This window comes from 'Fragaria x ananassa' phyllody phytoplasma, from assembly GCF_018274325.1.
GTDB lineage: Bacteria > Bacillota_I > Bacilli_A > Acholeplasmatales > Acholeplasmataceae > Phytoplasma.
In genome coordinates, this window is sequence record NZ_JAGVRH010000003.1 from 64,426 (window position 1) to 82,058 (window position 17,633).

Consider the following 17,633-nt stretch of genomic DNA (forward strand, 5'->3'; position numbering starts at 1 on the left):
AATAATCCTTTCTTTTTGAAACGATGATTTTTTTTTAGTTATTTAATTATTATTTTTGTCATTTTCGTTTTGAATGTATTGTGAATAAGAAGGATTATAATTTTTTTGCTTTTCTAAAAGTTCTTCAAAAAATGATTCTCCTAAAAATTGTTTAATTTCTTTTAAGGTTGTTTGAAATTTTTGATCTTTAAATGAAGATAAATTTTTTTGTTGATTTTTAATCCAATAATTTATTAAAAAGATGATGGTTAATAAAATAATGAAAGGGATAAAAAGTAATGTTTTATTTGTTATTTTACTAATGATGAAAAAAATTATGAATGAAAGAGGAAGAAAAGTAGTTAAAAAAATAATTTTAATTCGATTAATTAAGTTGATTTCCTTGTAATAAATTTGCATGATAAAGTCTAACCAAATAACATTTATTTCTTTCTTATATAAAGGTTGAAAATTATGATAATATTCTTGGTCAATTAAAAGACGATAAACCTCCTTATCAGCTGTCCAAATGGCAAATTGTCTTGATTGAAAAAGATTATCGTAATATTTGCTTTGTGATAAATAATAAAACTCTATTTTAATTTTTTCTCCTTTTAATGTTGTTTCTTCTATTAAAAAAGGTTCTCCTTGTAAAGAATGATGAAAATTAGTTAATAATTTTAACTGTTTTTTTTCGTTTTGTTTAAAAAACAACCAATTCATATAATACCTTAATTTCTTTTATTTAAAGATGTTGTTAATATCTATTTTTTTATGCTTTTTTTAGATTAAATAATTATTTTTTCTTTTTTATTTCCTGATTTAATTTCTTTTATTGTGTTGCTTTGTGTTGTTTTAATGTAACCAGTATTATGGATATTAAGTGCATAAGTGATTTTATTAAATATAATTACAATTTTAAAAACGTTATCAAATGACAAAAAAAATTAAATTATTTTTTTTTGGATTTTGTTTGGATAATTTTATACAAAAATTAAAATTCTTTGATTTATTTTTTAATTATTTTAGTTTTCAAATAACCTTTTCAAACCTTATCACCCACATAATAAAAAAACTTATGGCTGCTTCAATCAAGTCCTGACCAAATTCATTTCTTTATTATTGAATAATAAGGTTTGAAAAGAATATTTAATAATAAAATATGTAAAAATATTCTAATTTTGTATTATTTTTAAGAATTTATATTATTTAAAAAGCACATTATTATTATAAACTTTTTTTTCTTTTTATGCAAATTTTTATGTAAATAAAATTTTTTTAAATTTTAAAATATGAAAATTTATGAAGTTTACTTTTTTTATTTATCAGCATTTATCTGCAATAAAATCATCTGATTTCACATATATTATTTTTTTGGTGATTATTTTATTATTGGTGTTTTTTGATAAAATAAATATCAGATTTTGATTATTTTATTTTATTTTATGTTATAATAATTATTGTTATAATTTTAGTGTTGATTGTTTGAGTAGCTCAGCAGGATAGAGCAACGGCCTTCTAAGCCGTCGGTCGGGGGTTCGAATCCCTTCTCAAACGCCATATATTTTTTTTATTTACTATTTTACTTTTATTTTATTTTTTTATTTTTATTTCGGTATTTCAATATTATTTCAACATTTTCAAAATGTTTAATCAAAAATAAGGAAATGTAAAATTTCATGGGATCTTATCTTGAATGGTTAATACCTTTTTTATTAATTTTGTTAATTATTGTTATTATTTGTATAGGTATTATTTGTTGTAAGCTTTTTGCAAAAACACAAACACCCGAAATAAATATTCAAAATATTTTAAAACAATATTTTTTAGAATCAGAATCAAGAGTCATTGATAGATTAGATCTTAAAATCAATAATTTAACTCATCAAAGTCAAGATAGTTTAACAAAAGAAATTAAAGATACTAAGCAACATTTGATTAATAATCTGGAAAATTCATTAAAAGTTTTAAGAGAACAAAATGTTACTGGTTTTCAAGAAGTGCAAAATATTCATAAATTATTGTGTCAAAACGATAAAATAGGTCAAGCTGGTGAATTTTTATTAACTCGTATTTTGGAAAATATCATTCAAATGAAAGATAAACTAATTTTTGAAAAACAATTTTTAATGAAAAAAACTAACATTCATGGTCAACGTTTAAGGGTAGATGTTATGTGTAAAGGTCATGGTAAATTTGTTCAAATTCCCATTGACTCTAAATTCCCTACTACAGATTTTTTAGCATATATGAATAACGCCGAAAATCAAACCGTTTTAAAAAAGCGTTTTTTTGATCACGTTAAAGCAAGGATTAAAGAAACTGAAAAATATGTTAGTAAAGAAGATCATGCCCCTTATGCTATCATGTTTGTTCCTTCTGAAAGTATTTTTTCACAAATTAATTTAGATGAAGAAATTATATCATATGCTTTTAAAAGAAATGTTATTATAACCAGTCCTTCTATTTTATTAGCTATTTTAAATTCTGTAGATTATTATTTTCAGATCTTTGAAAGTGTTCAAGATAATGAAGAAAAATTTGATTGCATTGATAATGTTTTACAAGCGATGAAAAACTTTGATAAAGTGTTTATTAACGATTTTAAAACAGCTTTAGAAAAAGTATTAAAAGTTCTTGATGACATACAAATAAAAGAAAAAACTTTAGAAAAACGTTATCAAAAATTATTAGAATTACGCAAAAAAGAAAATGATTAGTAATTATTGGAACCAAAACAAAAAAATAATTAATTTTTAAAATTTTGCAAATACCCTTCTTCCTTGTTTCTTTTGTTTTGTTGCAATAAAGTTAATAATTTTTAAGTTATTGTAATTATTGTAAAATGTAAAATAAATGATATTTTTGTTTTTTTTGATATTATCTTTTGTTTTATGTTGTAATTATTTTGCAAATATTGTTTCTACTTGTTATATAATATACATGGATACTTGATGTTTTTTAATATCTTGTTTTATCTGCTATTTATTTAATATATATATATATATATATTCTTATAGTTGCATTTTAAATTTATTTTTAAAAATAATTTATAGATGTATCTATTTGACTATATTTAAGATAATCTTATTTTTTAACTTAAAAAATTAAAGGATGTTATTTGAGTTTTCCGTTTAAATCAAAATATAATAATTACCTCATCATTAGTATTTCGATATTATCTATTTTTGGTCTGGTTTGTGTTTTTTTATTATCAAAATAATTCTTAAAAATGAAAGTATTACAGAAGAAACTTCTTATGAAAGTATTTCTTCTGAGGTTCCAGAAATTTTTTATGATTCAAATGCACAAATGAATTAACGAAATTGGTATATAAAACAGATAAAACATTCTAAAACAATCAAAAAATATGCCTAATAAAACCATTTTTGCCCTTAAAAAGAAAAAATTAAAAATTTAATTTATTGGGTTTAAATTTTTAATAAATTATATCAATATTGTGTTTTTATAAAAGCTAATCTTAGATAGATTAGCTTTTCAATTTTTTTATTTTAAAATGAATAATATTAAATATTTATTTCAATAAATAAACAACTAAAAAGAAAACTATTTTATATTGAATGTAATTAAGATAAATATCTTGTTTTTTTATTTTTCGATAATGTTAATTTATATTTTTTTTGTTTTTTCATTGTCTGAGGGATTGAAAAAATAAAAAAAACTTTTAAAATACGTTACATTAATTATTAAAAATATTTTGTGCATTATCCCTCGTGTTTCCTAAATTATATAAAACAATTATTTTACATACATTTTTGTGTTTGTGTTTTTTTGATTTATAATAAATTTATAAATAAAGAAGGAAGTTATTAATATAACATGAACCCTTTAAGTTGTTTCCCCACGTTGTTATTTTATTTTGTTGTTTTTTCTTTAGGTGTTCTAATAGGTTATTTATTTTATTCTTTTTTTAATTTAAAAAAAATATATCAAGAGCAACAAAAATTTGAACAACAAGTTAAAGATAAATTGGATAATTTGCATCAATATGAAAAAGAATTGATTCAAAATGCTAAAATGGAAATATTTTCTTTGCAAAAGAAAATGGAACATGATTTGCATGAAAGAACTAAAATAATAATTAATTTAGAAAAAAAGAATAATCGTCGTGAAGAGTTATTTAATAATAGAACTGAAAATTTAAACAAAAGAGAACAATATTTAGATGTTAAACAGCAAGCTATTATTAATGATCAAAAAAAACTAGAAACACAGATCAAAAAACAAGAAATTATTTTACAAAATCAAAAAATAAAATTAGAACAAATTGCTTTTTTAAATCACGAAGAAGCTTATGATATCATCATGAATGAAGTTAGGGATAATTCTGCTAACGAAATTATTGCATATATAAAAAAAGAACAAGAAAAAGCTAAATTAGAAGTGTCAAAAAAAGCTAAAATGCTTTTAGTTTTATCAATGCAAAAATATGCTAGCGATATTACAGGAGAAAAAAACATCAGTGTCGTTGATATTCCCAATGAAAATATGAAGGGTCGTATTATTGGACGCCAAGGACGAAATATTAAAACTTTAGAAGATTTAACCGGGGTAGATTTAATTATAGATGATTCACCTACTACAGTAGTTTTAAGTAGTTTTGATCCGGTTAGAAGGGAAATTGCTAAAAAAACTTTAGAATTATTGATTTCTGATGGTCGAATTCATCCTTCTAGAATTGAAAAAGCATTAGAAAAAGCGATTTTAGAAGTTGATAATTTTATCAAAGAAATGGGTGAAGAAGCTGTTTTCATTACTAAAATAGGCGAAGTGCACCCTGATTTGATTCAAGTTTTAGGAAAACTTCATTTTCGTGTTAGTTATGGCCAGAATGTATTAAAACATTCTTTGGAAGTAGCCTTTTTAGCAGGAAAACTTGCTTCAGAAATTGGAGAAAATGAAATTTTGGCCAGACGAGCTGGTCTTTTTCACGATATAGGAAAAGCTTTAAATCACGAAACAGAAGGAAGTCATGTTGAAATTGGAGTTTCTTTGGCCAATAAATATCAAGAAAAAAGAGAAGTTATTGATGCTATAGCTTCTCACCATGAAGATCAACCTCCTCAAACCATTATTGCTGCTTTAGTTGCTATCGCAGATACTCTAAGTTCTGCAAGACCTGGAGCTCGTAAAGAATCTATAGAAAATTATATTAAAAGATTAACTCAATTAGAAAATATAGCGAATTCTATCAAAGGAGTCGCTCAATCTTATGCTATGCAAGCTGGACGCGAAATCAGAGTTATTGTCAAACCCGAAAAAGTAGCCGATGATTTTATTTTTCATACTGCACGTACTATTAAAGAAAAAATAGAACAAGACGTTAATTATAACGGCGTTATTAAAGTTACTGTTATCAGAGAAATAAGAGCTATTGAAATAGCTAAATTATGATTATTTACAGGAGATTTTATTATGAAAATAATATTTATTGGAGATATTTACGGCAAACTTGGAGTTGATTATTTTGCAGAAAATGTCGATTTTTTAAAAAAAACTTATCAACCTAATTTTATTATCGTAAATGCTGAAAACGCTGATAATGGAGCTGGTTTAAGTTATAAAATTTATCAAAAATTGCAAAAATTAGGCGTTAATTTAATTACCATGGGAAATCACATTTGGAAAAATAAACAAATTAAAAATTTCATTGATAAATCTAATGTAATAAGACCTGTTAACGACATTCAACAATCATCAGGTCAAGGTTATAAAATTGTTGATTGCGTGGATAAAAAAATTTTAGTTATGAATGCTTTAGGGCGTGTTTTTATTAATTCAAAACTTTATTGTCCTTTTAAAACAATTGAAAATGTTTTAGAACAAAATAAATTCAAATATGATTTTTCTTTTTTAGATTTTCATGCAGAAGCTACTAGTGAAAAAATAGCTCTTACTCATTATTTTGATGGCCGTATTAATGCCATTGTAGGCACTCATACTCACGTACAAACTAATGATGAACGACTTTTCCCTCGCGAAACTCTTTATATTTCGGATGTAGGAATGACAGGTGCTAAAGATGGTGTTATAGGTAAAAAAAAAGAACCTATCATTAAATCTTTTTTAGGAAATAAAGTATTATTTAGACCTAATGCACAAGGAAAAAGGCAATTAAATGGAGTAGTTGTCACTTTGCATCCAGAAAAAAAAATTGAAAAAATTAATTTATCAGAAGAATAGGAGAATAATTAGTAAATATTTTTTTATATATAACTTGTGCAAAAACGAATTATAAAAATAATATTTGACAACACAAAAGTTATCTATTGTTACAAGGAAATTTTTATGAAAAAAATAGTTGCTATTGCAGGCCCTACTGCTTCAGGAAAGACAGATCTTTCTATTAAATTAGCTAAACAATTTAATTTTGAAATTATCAATTGTGATTCTACTCAAATGTACCAATATTATAATATCGGAACTGCTAAAATTAAAAAAGAAGAAATGGAAGGCAATCAACACCATCTTTTAGATTTTCTCTCACCTGAAAATGATTATAGTATTTATCATTTTCAAAGAGATGCTCGTCAAAAAATTTCTACCATTGATTTACCATTATTTGTCGGAGGTAGTGGCTTATATCTTAAATCAGTTCTTTTTGATTATGAGTTAAGTTGTAAACCATTAATAAAACAAAAATTTACTAATGGTGATTTGGAAAATATGCTTAGAATTATCAAAAAAAAAGATCCTCAATTAGTTTTAGATGTAAAAAATCCTTTACGTATTATTAATGCTTATTATGATATTCTTTCAGGTGATTTAAGATCTAAAAAAAATAAAAAAAATTCTCCTTTATACTCTTTTTTAATTTTGTATCTTGATATTGATCGCCAATTTTTAAAAAACAGGGTTATTTTGAGGTTAGAAAACATGTTAAAAAATGGTTTTATAGAAGAAGTAAAATTTCTTTTAACTAAATTTCCTAAAGCTAATTTTAATATTATTGGTTATCGCGAAATTAAATGTTTTTTAGAAGGGAAATTTAGTTTAGATGAAGCTAAATGTTTAATTATTCAAAAAACAATGCAATATGCTAAAAGGCAAAAAAATTGGTTTCAAAATCAAATGAAACCTGTTATTTTAGATGCTTTATCCCCTTTTTTAGAACAAATAGCTTTTCAGATGATTAGTAATTTTATAAAAAAAACTTAATCTATATTAATTCGGAGGTTTAATAAATATGATTAATACAAATGATTTTAAAACAGGTCAAACAATTAAATCTAATAATCAAATTTATCAAATATTGGAATTTTTACATGTTAAACCTGGTAAAGGAGCTGCTTTTGTACGAACTAAATTGAGAAATTTAAGAACTGGAAGTGTAATTGATCATACTTTTAATGCAGGAATTAAATTAGAACCTGTTTTAATTAATAAAGTTAAAATGCAGTTTCTTTATACTTTTGAAGAAAAATATGTTTTTATTAATACTCAAAATTATGAACAATTAGAAATCGATAAAGAACAAGTACAAAAATATCTCCAATATTTTTATGAAGGTTTGTTTGTAGAAATTATTTTTTATGAAAATAATGAAATTTTAGGAATTAGTCTTCCTAATAAAATTTCTTTAAAAGTGACTTATACAGAGCCTGGTGTTAAAGGAGATACTAAAACCACTTCATTAAAAGATGCAACTTTGGAAACAGGATTAGTGGTTAAAGTCCCTCTTTTTATTAATATAGGAGAAAATATTATTGTCAACACTGAAACAGGACTTTATTTATCGAGAGATAATGGTAAATAATTTTATTGTTTTTTTAATTGTTGTATGCACATAGATTTATTTTTTTTGACAATATATTTGATTATATGATAATAATATCTATTATAAACCTTTATTTTTAGAGTAACATTTTTTTTGTTAATTTATTTTTTTAAATATGTAAATGAAAATTTGCTTTATAAAAGTTAAAAAGAAAGCAAAGGAAATCGAATATTGTGTTGTCATTTTGGAAATCTTTTATTGATATAAGTAGACAATTTATCTTCTTTTTAAGTTATTTTTTTGGTTTTATAAGTGGATTTATTTTTTTTGGTGTTTTTTATTGTTATCTTTCTTTGCGTAAAGTTCAACAAAATTTTGCTCATAGCAAACCGGAAAAGTCCGACATTGATGAAAAAACTATAATACAATTAATTGAAAACAAAAAACAATTTTTTAAAACCAAAATGAAACAAGATAAAGATAATTTCGGAAATTTATTGTTGATGTCTGTTAAAGAATTAATTTTAGAAATTGTTAAACAATTTTATCCCAATTCACAATATCCTTATTTAGAATTAACCATTGATGAAAGTTTAGTTTTGATTCTTTATATTAATCAAAGAATTGATAGCGTTTTTCAAAATAAAATTTTAACTTTATTTCGTAAAATGACTTTAAAAAGAATATTTGTCATTAGAGAAACCATTGTTAATAAAAATATTTTACAAAAAGTACAAAAAGTTAAAAAAATTACAAATACTTTTAATAACGTTAAAAACTTGATCAACCCCTTTCATTGGATTAAAAAAGTTATTTTTGATAAACCTTTAGAATTAATTTTTATTCAAATAGGAATATCTTTGATTAGCATCACAGGAGAAGAGTTTTATAAAATTTATAGTAAAAAGATTTTTAATAATGAAGATGATGTTGAAAAAGAATTACAAGAAGTTTTAGATTCAATGGCGCAAACACAAATAATAGTAAAAAATAAAAGATAAATTCAAGATTATGGATTTTAAAAAAGAAGAAGGATTAAATCAAATGAAAACATTTAATTGGTTCCCTGGTCATATGAAAAAAACTTTTGACCAAATCCAACAAAATTTATCTTTAGTTAATATAGTTTTATTGATGTTAGATGCCAGAACCCCCTTTTCTAGTATTAATTTTAAACTTTTATCTTTAATAAAAACTTATCAAAAACCTTTTTTATTTTTGTTAAATAAATTCTCTTTAACTGATTCACAAAAAATTAAACCTTTTTTGGATTATTATTCCCGAAATAAAATATCGGTTTTAAAAATAGACGCTATTAAAAAAAATAAAAATTTTGCCATATATAAACAAGCTCTTAAAATAATCCAAACTCCAAACTCCTGTTTTAAATTAAAAAAAAGTATTTTTGCAAATAAACCAAATATTAAAATGATGATAGTGGGAATGCCTAATGTAGGAAAATCAACTTTAATTAACAGTTTTTCTGGCAAAAAAGTTTTAAAGACTACTAATTTAGCAGGAACCACCAAAAAAACTCAATGGGTTAAAACTTTATATCCCAATATTCAATTTTTAGATACTCCAGGGGTTTTATACCATCGTTTTTATGATAAAACCATTAGTTTATCCTTAGCTTTATCAGGTTCTTTTAAAGATTCAGTTTTACCTTTAGAACAATTAGGAGAACATGCCTTAAATTATTTAAAAAAACATTATTTTAATAATTTAATCAAAAGATTTAATTTATCGATGTTGGATCAAAATGATATTCAAAATGTTAATTTAATTGATCTTATTGGAAAAAAAAGAAATTTTTATATTGGTAATCAAAAAATTGATGAAAAGAAAGTATACCAAGTTATTTTGCAAGAAATAAGGGAAGGTCGTTTGGGTAAAATTAATTTTGATTTAGATATTTTACCCTTGTTAGATAATTTTTTTACAAATTAACCCTAATTAACTAAGATGATTTAATTTCAAAAAATATAAGGAACTAAAGAGTATGAAACCAAAAGTTATTATAGTAGAATCCCCTGCTAAAATTAAGACTTTAAGTCGTTTTTTTGATAATAAAGTGGAAATTTTATCTTCTAAAGGACACATTAGAGATTTATCTTTATCAGGAAAAGATAGACTTGGTATTGATATTAAAAATGGTTTTGTTCCTAAATATGAAATTATTAAAGAAAAAAATGCCATAGTTAAAACTTTAATTCACAAAACTAAAAATAAAGAAGTTTTTTTAGCGACGGATCCTGATCGCGAAGGCGAAGCAATTGCTTGGCATTTATCGCAAGTTTTAAATTTGGATTCAAAAAGTAAAAATAGAATTATTTTTCGCGAAATAACCAAAGAAGTGGTCTTAAAAGCTTGTCAAAATCCTAGAATTATTGATGAATTTTTGGTGTTTTCTCAAGAAACAAGAAGAATGCTAGACCGTATTATTGGTTTTAAATTGTCACGTTTGGTAAGAAAACTAAAATCTCAATCAGCAGGAAGAGTTCAATCGGTAGCTTTGAAATTAATTGTTGACTTAGAAGAAAAAATAAAATCTTTTATTCCTGAAGAATACCACCTTATTACTGCTTTTTTTAAAGGGTTTCAAGCTGAATATCAAAGTTATAAAAATAAAAAGATTAAAGTTTTAGAAGCTTTACAAATTATGGAAAATATAAAAGAAAAACCTTTTATAGTTAAAAAAATACAACAAAAAGAAATATTTAAAAACCCTAAAAAACCTTTAATTACTTCTACTTTACAACAAGAAGCCATTAATACCCTTAATATGACATCTAACCAAACTATGAGAGTTGCACAAAAGCTTTATGAAGGAATTGATATTTGCGGAGAATCAATAGGTTTGATTACTTATATGAGAACTGATTCTACAAGATTTTCTGATTTATTTGTTAAAAATGCTCAAAAATTAATTAAAAATGATTATGGTCTGGAATATTTAGGGGTTTATCAAGAAAATAAAAAAAGCCAATCCCAAGATGCTCATGAAGCGATTAGACCTACTGATTTAAAAAAAACTCCTGAAAGTTTAAAGTTTTATTTAGATAAATATGAATATAAACTTTATGATCTTATTTACAAAATATCCTTATCAAGTTTAATGAAACCAGCTATTTTTCAAAAAAATCAAGTTTTTTTTCATGTCGATAACTATTCTTTTTTAACAGAAGGAATAATTCAAATATTTGATGGTTATCAAAAAGTTTGTCCATATAATATGAAAGATAAAATTATTCCAGTTTTTAATTTGAATGACAATTATTTTCCCGAAGAAATTCAAGATGCATGCAAATTTACAAACCCTCCGGCTCGTTTTTCAGAAGCTACTTTAATTAAAACTTTAGAAAAACTTAATATAGGACGACCTTCTACTTATTCACAAATTGTTTTCACTCTCAAAAAAAGACTCTATGTGAATTTAGTAGAAAAACGTTTTCAACCAACTGAGCAAGGTATTTTAACTATAAAAAATTTAAACTTATTTTTTCAACAAATAATTGATATTAAATATACAGCTCAAATGGAAAAAGAATTAGAACAAATTTCTTCTGGCAAAGTTGATAATAAACAATTATTGAAACAATTTTACCAAAAATTTAATAACCTTTATCAAATAGCTGATCAAAAAATAACAAAACCAAAACCTATTGAAGTTGATCAAAAATGTAATTTATGTCAAGCTCCTTTGTTAATTAAAAAAGGACGTTATGGTGATTTTTTGGGATGCAGTGGTTTTCCTGGATGCAAATATGCTTTCCCTTTGAAAAACAAATTAAATCTTAAATTAGAAAATATAAAAATAGAAAATCCAAAAACTATTGAAACTGATCAAAAATGTAATTTATGTCAAGCTCCTTTGTTGATTAAAAAAGGACGTTATGGTGATTTTTTGGGATGCAGTGGTTTTCCTGGATGTAAAAATACTGCTAAAATAAAACAATAATTATCTTATTTTTTATTGTTGATATTGACCAGAACCTATTGATTCATTTTTTCTAATTTTAAAATTAATTCTTTTAAAGAAATTGCTTGATTAAAATCAAGGTTTTTAGCTGATTGTTGCATTAATTTTTTTAATTTTTTGATTTCCTCTTTGATATTTTTAATATTTTTTCCTATTTTTTGTTTTTTCAAAGAAACATTTTTGGATGTTAAATCAACGTTTTCTATAATGTTTTTTTTAATAGCGATTGGAGTTAATTGATTTTTTTGATTATAAGTTTGTTGTATACTTCTTCTTCTTCTAGTTTCTTGGATAGCAATTTGCATAGCATTAGTAATTTTATCAGCATACATAATAACTTTTCCATCGATATTTCGCGCAGCTCTTCCTATTATTTGGATGAGACTTCTTGCATTTCTTAAAAAACCTTGCTTATCAGCGTCTAAAATCACTATTAAAACCACTTCAGGTAAATCTAATCCTTCTCTTAAGAGGTTAACCCCTATTAAACAATCATATTTACCTGTTCTTAAGTCTGTTAAAATTTTAAATCTTTGAAATGATTTGATTTCGCTGTGTAAATAAGTTATTTTAATTCCTAATTCTTGAAGATAAGTAGTTAAATTTTCACTCATATTAATTGTTAAAGTAGTGATTAAAACTCTTTGTTTTTTTTTAATTCGTGCTTTAATTTCAAAATAAAGATCATCCATTTGGTTGTTAGTGCTTTTTATTTCAATTTCTGGATCAAGAACGAAAGTAGGGCGAATAATTTGTTCTATAATAGGTATTTTTTTAGCCAATTCATAATCTCCTGGAGTTGCTGAAAGATATATCATTTTATCTATTTTATTTTCAAACTCTTTAAATTTTAAAGGTCTGTTATCTAAAGCACTAGGAAGCCTAAAACCGTAATTGACTAAATTAGATTTACGAGCAAAATCACCAAAATACATCCCTTTAATTTGAGGAATAGTAACATGTGATTCATCTACAATAGTTAAAAAATCTTTGCTAAAGAAATCCATTAAAGTAGATGGCGGTTCTCCCTTTGCTTTCAATGATAAATGTCTTGAATAATTTTCAACTCCATTGCAATATCCTATTTCTTGCAATAATTCTAAATCATTTAAAGTGCGCATTTTAATTTTTTGAGCTGCTAAAAGATTATTTTTTTTTTCAAAATGTGTTATTTGTTCTTTTAATTCTTGGCGAATTCTTTTGATACTTTCTTTTATTTTTTCGTTATTAACTACATAAAGACTTGCAGGAAAGATGTGCAAAGTTTTAAGATTATTAATCGCTTTCCCATTTAAAATTGTAAATTGTTGAATATTTTCTATTTCTTCGCCAAAAAAAATAACACGAATTCCAATTTCTTCGTTAGATGATGGAATAATTTCAACAAATATCTCCTCTTATTCTAAAAGTTCCTCTATGAAAATTAATTTCATTTCTTTGAAATTTCATTTCTATTAATTTTCTTAAGAATGTTTTTCTTTCGTATATATCTCCTATTTTGAGCAATAGAGTTGCTTTTTGATAATCTTTTAAATCTCCTATTCCAAAAATACATGAAACTGAAGCAACTACAATAACATCATCTCGACTTAACAAAGAATTAACAGCATTATTACGCAATTGATCAATTTTATCATTAATTTGAGAATCTTTTTCAATGTAAGTATCGCTTGAAGCCTTGTATGCTTCGGGTTGATAATAATCATAATAAGAAATGAAGTATTCTACTTGATTGTGGGGAAACATTTCTTTTAATTCGTTGTAAAGTTGTCCTGCTAAAGTTTTATTATGAGCAATTACTAAAGTTTTTTGTTGTAAATGTTGAATAATGTTGGCAATAGTAAAAGTTTTTCCTGTTCCGGTTGCCCCTAAAAGGATTTGTTCTTGGAAACCTTGATTAAAACCTTGCATTAATTTTTGAATAGCCGCTGGTTGATCTCCACTAGGTTTGAAAGTGTTTTTTAATTTGAAAATATTCATGTTCATAATTTCTTTCTTTTTTTTTTTTTTTGTTGCCGTTTATTTGAATATTAAAATTTATTTATAAATTTTTTTTAATAGCATGAAATATTTTTTTATTAATTCCTATTTTTTGAAATTCTTTCTAAGAAGTTTGTTTGATATCATCTAAACTTAAAAAGTGATTTAATATTATTTTTTTGATGCTTTAAACCAATTCCTGGGATTTTTTGGATAAATTTGTGTGATAGTCGGGTTTATTTTTGGTTTTATGGTGGCATTTGATAGTAAAATGATGCACTTCTTCACTTGTGATTTGTGTAAAAATTGAAATAATGTTTGATTTTGCGAAAAAACAATTTTATTATCCATTGTTATAAGATTTTCTAATTGATGTTTTTTTGTTTTTTTGTAAACTTCCTAAGGGAATTTTGATATTAAGTTGGTTTAAAGTTTTGAAACTTTTTTTTAATTGCAGAAGTCCACCATCAATTAAAATTAAATCAGGTTTTTTTTTTCTTATAACACCTAGTTAAAATTTCTTCAAAAGAGCTATATTCATTAGAGAGATTATTTTGAATATGAAAAGTACGATAAAGTTTTTTTCAAAATGAAAATTAGAAAAAATAATCCTTTTTGAAACAAAAGCTTGGTTAAATAATTGTTTTAATTATCAAAAACATCAATTATTTGGATATTTTTATTAAAAATAAATGATAATTCATCTAAAACTTGTTGTTGTTTTTCATTTTTTATTTGATAATAAAGTTATATTTTGTTCCAAATAATTTTGAGCATTTTTTAAAGCTAATAAATATATTTTTTTTTTATTTCCTCTTTGTGCAACCACAATTTTAGTTTTTAATATATTTGCTAATAATTTGTGACAAAAATAAATAGCTTCTTGTGTTTCTTTATTTTGTATTAGATCTTTATTTATCAATTCATTTATTCCTGTAATAATTAATTCAGGCTTAATTTTATTTTGATAATAAAAATGGAGATAAGTGTTAATATTTTCTTGAGGATAACCGATATAAGAAAAAACACTATGATAAGAATCTACAATATTTCCTTGTTGTATTTTTAAAATTTGAATAGCGATTTGATCTTGATTGAATACATATGCTAAAACATCACAATTTATTATTTTTTGATTGTTGATAATTTGTTTTTTAGTGGTGGTTTGAATGTGTTCAATAATATCTTGATATTTTTTAGCTTTTTCATAAAGCATTTTTTCGCTAGCTTTACGCATTGTTTTATTTAATTTATTTAAAATATTTTTGGTATTCCCTTTTAAAAAATTAATAATAGCATTAATGTTTGGTTGATAATCAATTGTTTTCCCTGCGCAAAAACCTAAACATTGGTTAATATGAAAATAAAGACAAGGTTTTTTAGAATTAAGCGAACATCTTCTTAAAGGATACAAAAGATGTAACAATTTTAAGGTAGTTTTGACGCTTTTAAGATTAGGATAAGGGCCAAAAAGAATTTTTCCTTGAGGGGTTTTTTTATTAAAACGTGTAATTTTTAATTCAGGATGTTTTTCCTTAGTGATTTCAATATAGGGATAATTTTTATCATCTAAAAGTTTGAAATTATATTTAGGAGTATGTTTTTTGATTAAATTAGATTCTAAAATTAGAGCTTCTTGTTCGTTGTTGGTTATAATATATAAAAAATCTTTAGTTTCTTGAATAAGTAAAGTGGTTTTTTGTTATGTCCTTTTGTGAAATAACTTTGCACTCGTTTTTTTAAGTTTTTAGCTTTGCCGATGTAAATAATGGTATTATTTTTATTTTTAAAAAGATAACAACCAGAATGAGAAGGTAAATTTTTAATTTTTTCTAAAAGAAACGACATTTCTTAAAAACCACCTCCATTTTTTAATAAATTATTTTATAAATAAACTATAATGTTATTATATCAAAATTGAAATTATTTTTGAAAATGATTTATATATGTAAGAAATTATCTTTTTAAAAATAATAAAAATTCAATAATTACAAAGGGGTATAAAACTTGAATACACAAAGAATAAATTTTAAAATTTTAGAAAATATAACTATAATATGAAAATTATTGATTTTTCATTATTTTCTAGTTTGAAAGGGAGTGAACCTTTAACTTTAGCTTTTGGTGATTTTGATGGACTTCATTTAGGGCATCAACAAATTTTAAATAAAATAATTTCTTTTGTAGATACCAAAAGTGCTTTAATTAATTTCATCCCTAATTCAAAGTCTTTTTTTCAGCAAAAAAAAGAATTATTTTTAACTTCTTTGGCACAAAAAATAGATTTTTATCGTCTTTTGGGCATTGATTATCTTTTTTTATGGAAATGGAATCGAACTTTAGCAATTTTAACTAAAGATAATTTTATTAAAGTTTTAAAACAAAATAATGTTCGAAGAATTATTATTACTAAAGAAGCCCGTTTTGGTTATCAAAGAAAAGGAAGTTATCAAGATTTAATAAAAGAATTTGAAGTTTGCTTGATTGATGATTATTTTACAATAAATGATTATCAATATAAATTATCTACTACTTATATTAAAAATCTTTTAAATAAAGGGGAGCTTGACCAAGCTAATTTTTATTTGGGGAGACCTTATTTGGTTAAGGGTAAAGTTATTTCTGGAAAACAAAGAGGTCGTATTTTAGGATTCCCCACTGCTAATTTATATTGTTTTAATTATTTATTGCCTCATGAAGGGGTTTATGCGGTTTTTGTGATTTTAGGAGGAAAAAGATATTTAGGAACGGCTAACCTTGGTAATTGTCCTACTTTTGAAAAAAACCAATACAATATTTTAGAAGTTTTTATACATAACGTTTCAAAAGAATTATATGATCAAATTATAGATATAGAGTTTATAGCTTTTTTAAGAAAAGAAAAACAATTTACTGATGTTAGTGAATTAATAGATCAAATTAAAAAAGATATTCTTATGACTAAAAATTTATTATATAAGAGGTAAATTAATGTTGTAATCGATAGGAGGGTTTTAACAATGTTAAATATAAATCAAAGATACTTCTTTATTTTTGTTATCTAAATTTTTATTGATATTGTCTATGTCTATTTTTTCTTGTGGATGATGAGATAAATAATTGTTTAACTTCGGTAAATTTTATAAGGATGATAGATCCAATGATTATTAAAGCCATTACAATAACTAAAATTTTTTTTTAGCTAAAGTATTGTTAAATTTATTAATCCGAAAATTACAAACAATAACCATAAAAAGAACAATGATGGTTACTAAAAAATATTTATTACGACTATTTAAAACTTTTTTATTGGTTTTGCTTAATTCCTTGTTTTCTTTTTTTCAAATTTTCTTTTTTTTTGTGCATTCTGCTTGCATATGGCATATATGTTTTTTTTATAGATATTGATACTCTTTGTTTTTCCTGGCTAATTTTTTATTTTCTTAGGGTGAGGGGTTGTGAGAAGGTTAATCAACTTTAAAACTGTTTCTTTTTGTTCTTTAATGGTTTCTTTGGTTTTTCTATATTTTAGCTTTTAATTCTTTATACATACATATATACATATATATTCATTATGTTGTATTAAAAAAAGGAACAGCGCAAAGTTATCAAATAAATTTGCAATAGTGGTAATGTTAATACAGTAATTAATTTTAATAATTTTTATTTTAACGATCTTGTCATATACTTATGTTCTCTTTTGTTTTTAAAAATAAAACGAAAAATAGTGAAAATAAACAAGTGGTTATTAAAAAAAGTATTTAATTATATTATTTTAGTGTTGTATTATACATCCTCATTATATATTATATTAATTTTTTTATTTTTGGCAAGTAAGTGATTTTAAATATTAGTTTAATGAATAAAAAAAATAGGCTCTAATTAATATTTATAGTCTTGAAGTGCCCCAAAAAAATAGAACCAGTTAAGAACAACAAAATAGCCAAATTGTTTATTGATTAAAAATAAACAGTT

The 17,633-nt window shown here is 23.7% G+C and carries 13 protein-coding genes, 1 tRNA gene, 1 other RNA gene and 1 pseudogene; 10 read left to right on the forward strand and 6 right to left on the reverse strand.

The window, feature by feature from the left end:
- Positions 1–42 precede the first annotated feature (42 nt).
- Together J8J04_RS01510 and ffs are read right to left on the reverse strand one after the other, a co-directional pair.
- Positions 43–702 carry a hypothetical protein gene (locus J8J04_RS01510; RefSeq protein WP_212331321.1) on the reverse strand — a complete coding sequence of 220 codons (660 nt, stop codon included), beginning with the start codon at positions 700–702 and terminating at the stop codon, positions 43–45.
- A 323-nt stretch (positions 703–1,025) separates the two neighbouring features.
- Positions 1,026–1,115, reverse strand: an RNA gene (ffs, locus tag J8J04_RS03355) — signal recognition particle sRNA small type.
- A 347-nt stretch (positions 1,116–1,462) separates the two neighbouring features.
- On the opposite strand from ffs, the gene J8J04_RS01515 reads away from it, so the two are divergent.
- The 9 genes from J8J04_RS01515 (at position 1,463) to topA (ending at position 11,678) form a co-directional block, all read left to right on the forward strand.
- Positions 1,463–1,539, forward strand: a tRNA-Arg gene (locus J8J04_RS01515).
- Positions 1,540–1,658: 119 nt separating this feature from the next.
- Entirely contained in the window at positions 1,659–2,699 is a 1,041-nt protein-coding gene (locus tag J8J04_RS01520; RefSeq protein ID WP_212331324.1) for a DNA recombination protein RmuC, read from the forward strand.
- 1,120 nt (positions 2,700–3,819) lie between these two features.
- The gene (gene rny, locus J8J04_RS01525) at positions 3,820–5,394 is read left to right on the forward strand and encodes a ribonuclease Y (RefSeq protein WP_212331326.1); all 1,575 of its coding nucleotides are present in this window, start codon (positions 3,820–3,822) and stop codon (positions 5,392–5,394) included.
- Between the two features lie 21 nt (positions 5,395–5,415).
- Positions 5,416–6,183 carry a TIGR00282 family metallophosphoesterase gene (locus J8J04_RS01530; protein ID WP_212331328.1) on the forward strand — a complete coding sequence of 256 codons (768 nt, stop codon included), beginning with the start codon at positions 5,416–5,418 and terminating at the stop codon, positions 6,181–6,183.
- A 105-nt stretch (positions 6,184–6,288) separates the two neighbouring features.
- On the forward strand, positions 6,289–7,158 hold the full coding sequence (gene miaA, locus J8J04_RS01535; protein WP_212331330.1) for a tRNA (adenosine(37)-N6)-dimethylallyltransferase MiaA: 870 nt from the start codon (positions 6,289–6,291) through the stop codon (positions 7,156–7,158).
- A gap of 28 nt (positions 7,159–7,186) precedes the next feature.
- Positions 7,187–7,756: an elongation factor P gene (gene efp / locus J8J04_RS01540; protein ID WP_212331332.1), complete on the forward strand. Its 570-nt coding sequence runs from the start codon at positions 7,187–7,189 to the stop codon at positions 7,754–7,756.
- Between the two features lie 194 nt (positions 7,757–7,950).
- Positions 7,951–8,718, forward strand: a complete 768-nt coding sequence (locus tag J8J04_RS01545) for a hypothetical protein (RefSeq protein ID WP_308705527.1) — start codon at positions 7,951–7,953, stop codon at positions 8,716–8,718.
- Positions 8,719–8,728: 10 nt separating this feature from the next.
- The gene (gene ylqF / locus J8J04_RS01550; protein ID WP_225885808.1) at positions 8,729–9,667 is read left to right on the forward strand and encodes a ribosome biogenesis GTPase YlqF; all 939 of its coding nucleotides are present in this window, start codon (positions 8,729–8,731) and stop codon (positions 9,665–9,667) included.
- A gap of 52 nt (positions 9,668–9,719) precedes the next feature.
- Entirely contained in the window at positions 9,720–11,678 is a 1,959-nt protein-coding gene (gene topA, locus J8J04_RS01555; protein ID WP_212331334.1) for a type I DNA topoisomerase, read from the forward strand.
- A gap of 35 nt (positions 11,679–11,713) precedes the next feature.
- On the opposite strand, the pseudogene uvrB reads toward topA, so the two are convergent.
- The 4 genes and pseudogenes from uvrB to J8J04_RS03125 all read right to left on the reverse strand — a co-directional run bounded on the left by uvrB (position 11,714) and on the right by J8J04_RS03125 (position 15,527).
- A pseudogene (gene uvrB, locus J8J04_RS01560) lies at positions 11,714–13,679 on the reverse strand (excinuclease ABC subunit UvrB).
- 343 nt (positions 13,680–14,022) lie between these two features.
- Complete coding sequence (locus J8J04_RS03115; protein ID WP_308705530.1) at positions 14,023–14,181, reverse strand: hypothetical protein; 159 nt, start codon at positions 14,179–14,181, stop codon at positions 14,023–14,025.
- A 222-nt stretch (positions 14,182–14,403) separates the two neighbouring features.
- A complete protein-coding gene (locus J8J04_RS03120; RefSeq protein ID WP_225885809.1) occupies positions 14,404–15,105 on the reverse strand; it encodes a UvrB/UvrC motif-containing protein in 702 nt (233 codons plus the stop codon).
- 224 nt (positions 15,106–15,329) lie between these two features.
- Entirely contained in the window at positions 15,330–15,527 is a 198-nt protein-coding gene (locus J8J04_RS03125) for a GIY-YIG nuclease family protein (protein WP_225885810.1), read from the reverse strand.
- 209 nt (positions 15,528–15,736) lie between these two features.
- On the opposite strand from J8J04_RS03125, the gene ribF reads away from it, so the two are divergent.
- Positions 15,737–16,645 (forward strand): riboflavin biosynthesis protein RibF, encoded by a 909-nt coding sequence (gene ribF / locus J8J04_RS01570; RefSeq protein WP_212331356.1) that lies wholly within the window; start codon positions 15,737–15,739, stop codon positions 16,643–16,645.
- Positions 16,646–17,633: the final 988 nt, after the last annotated feature.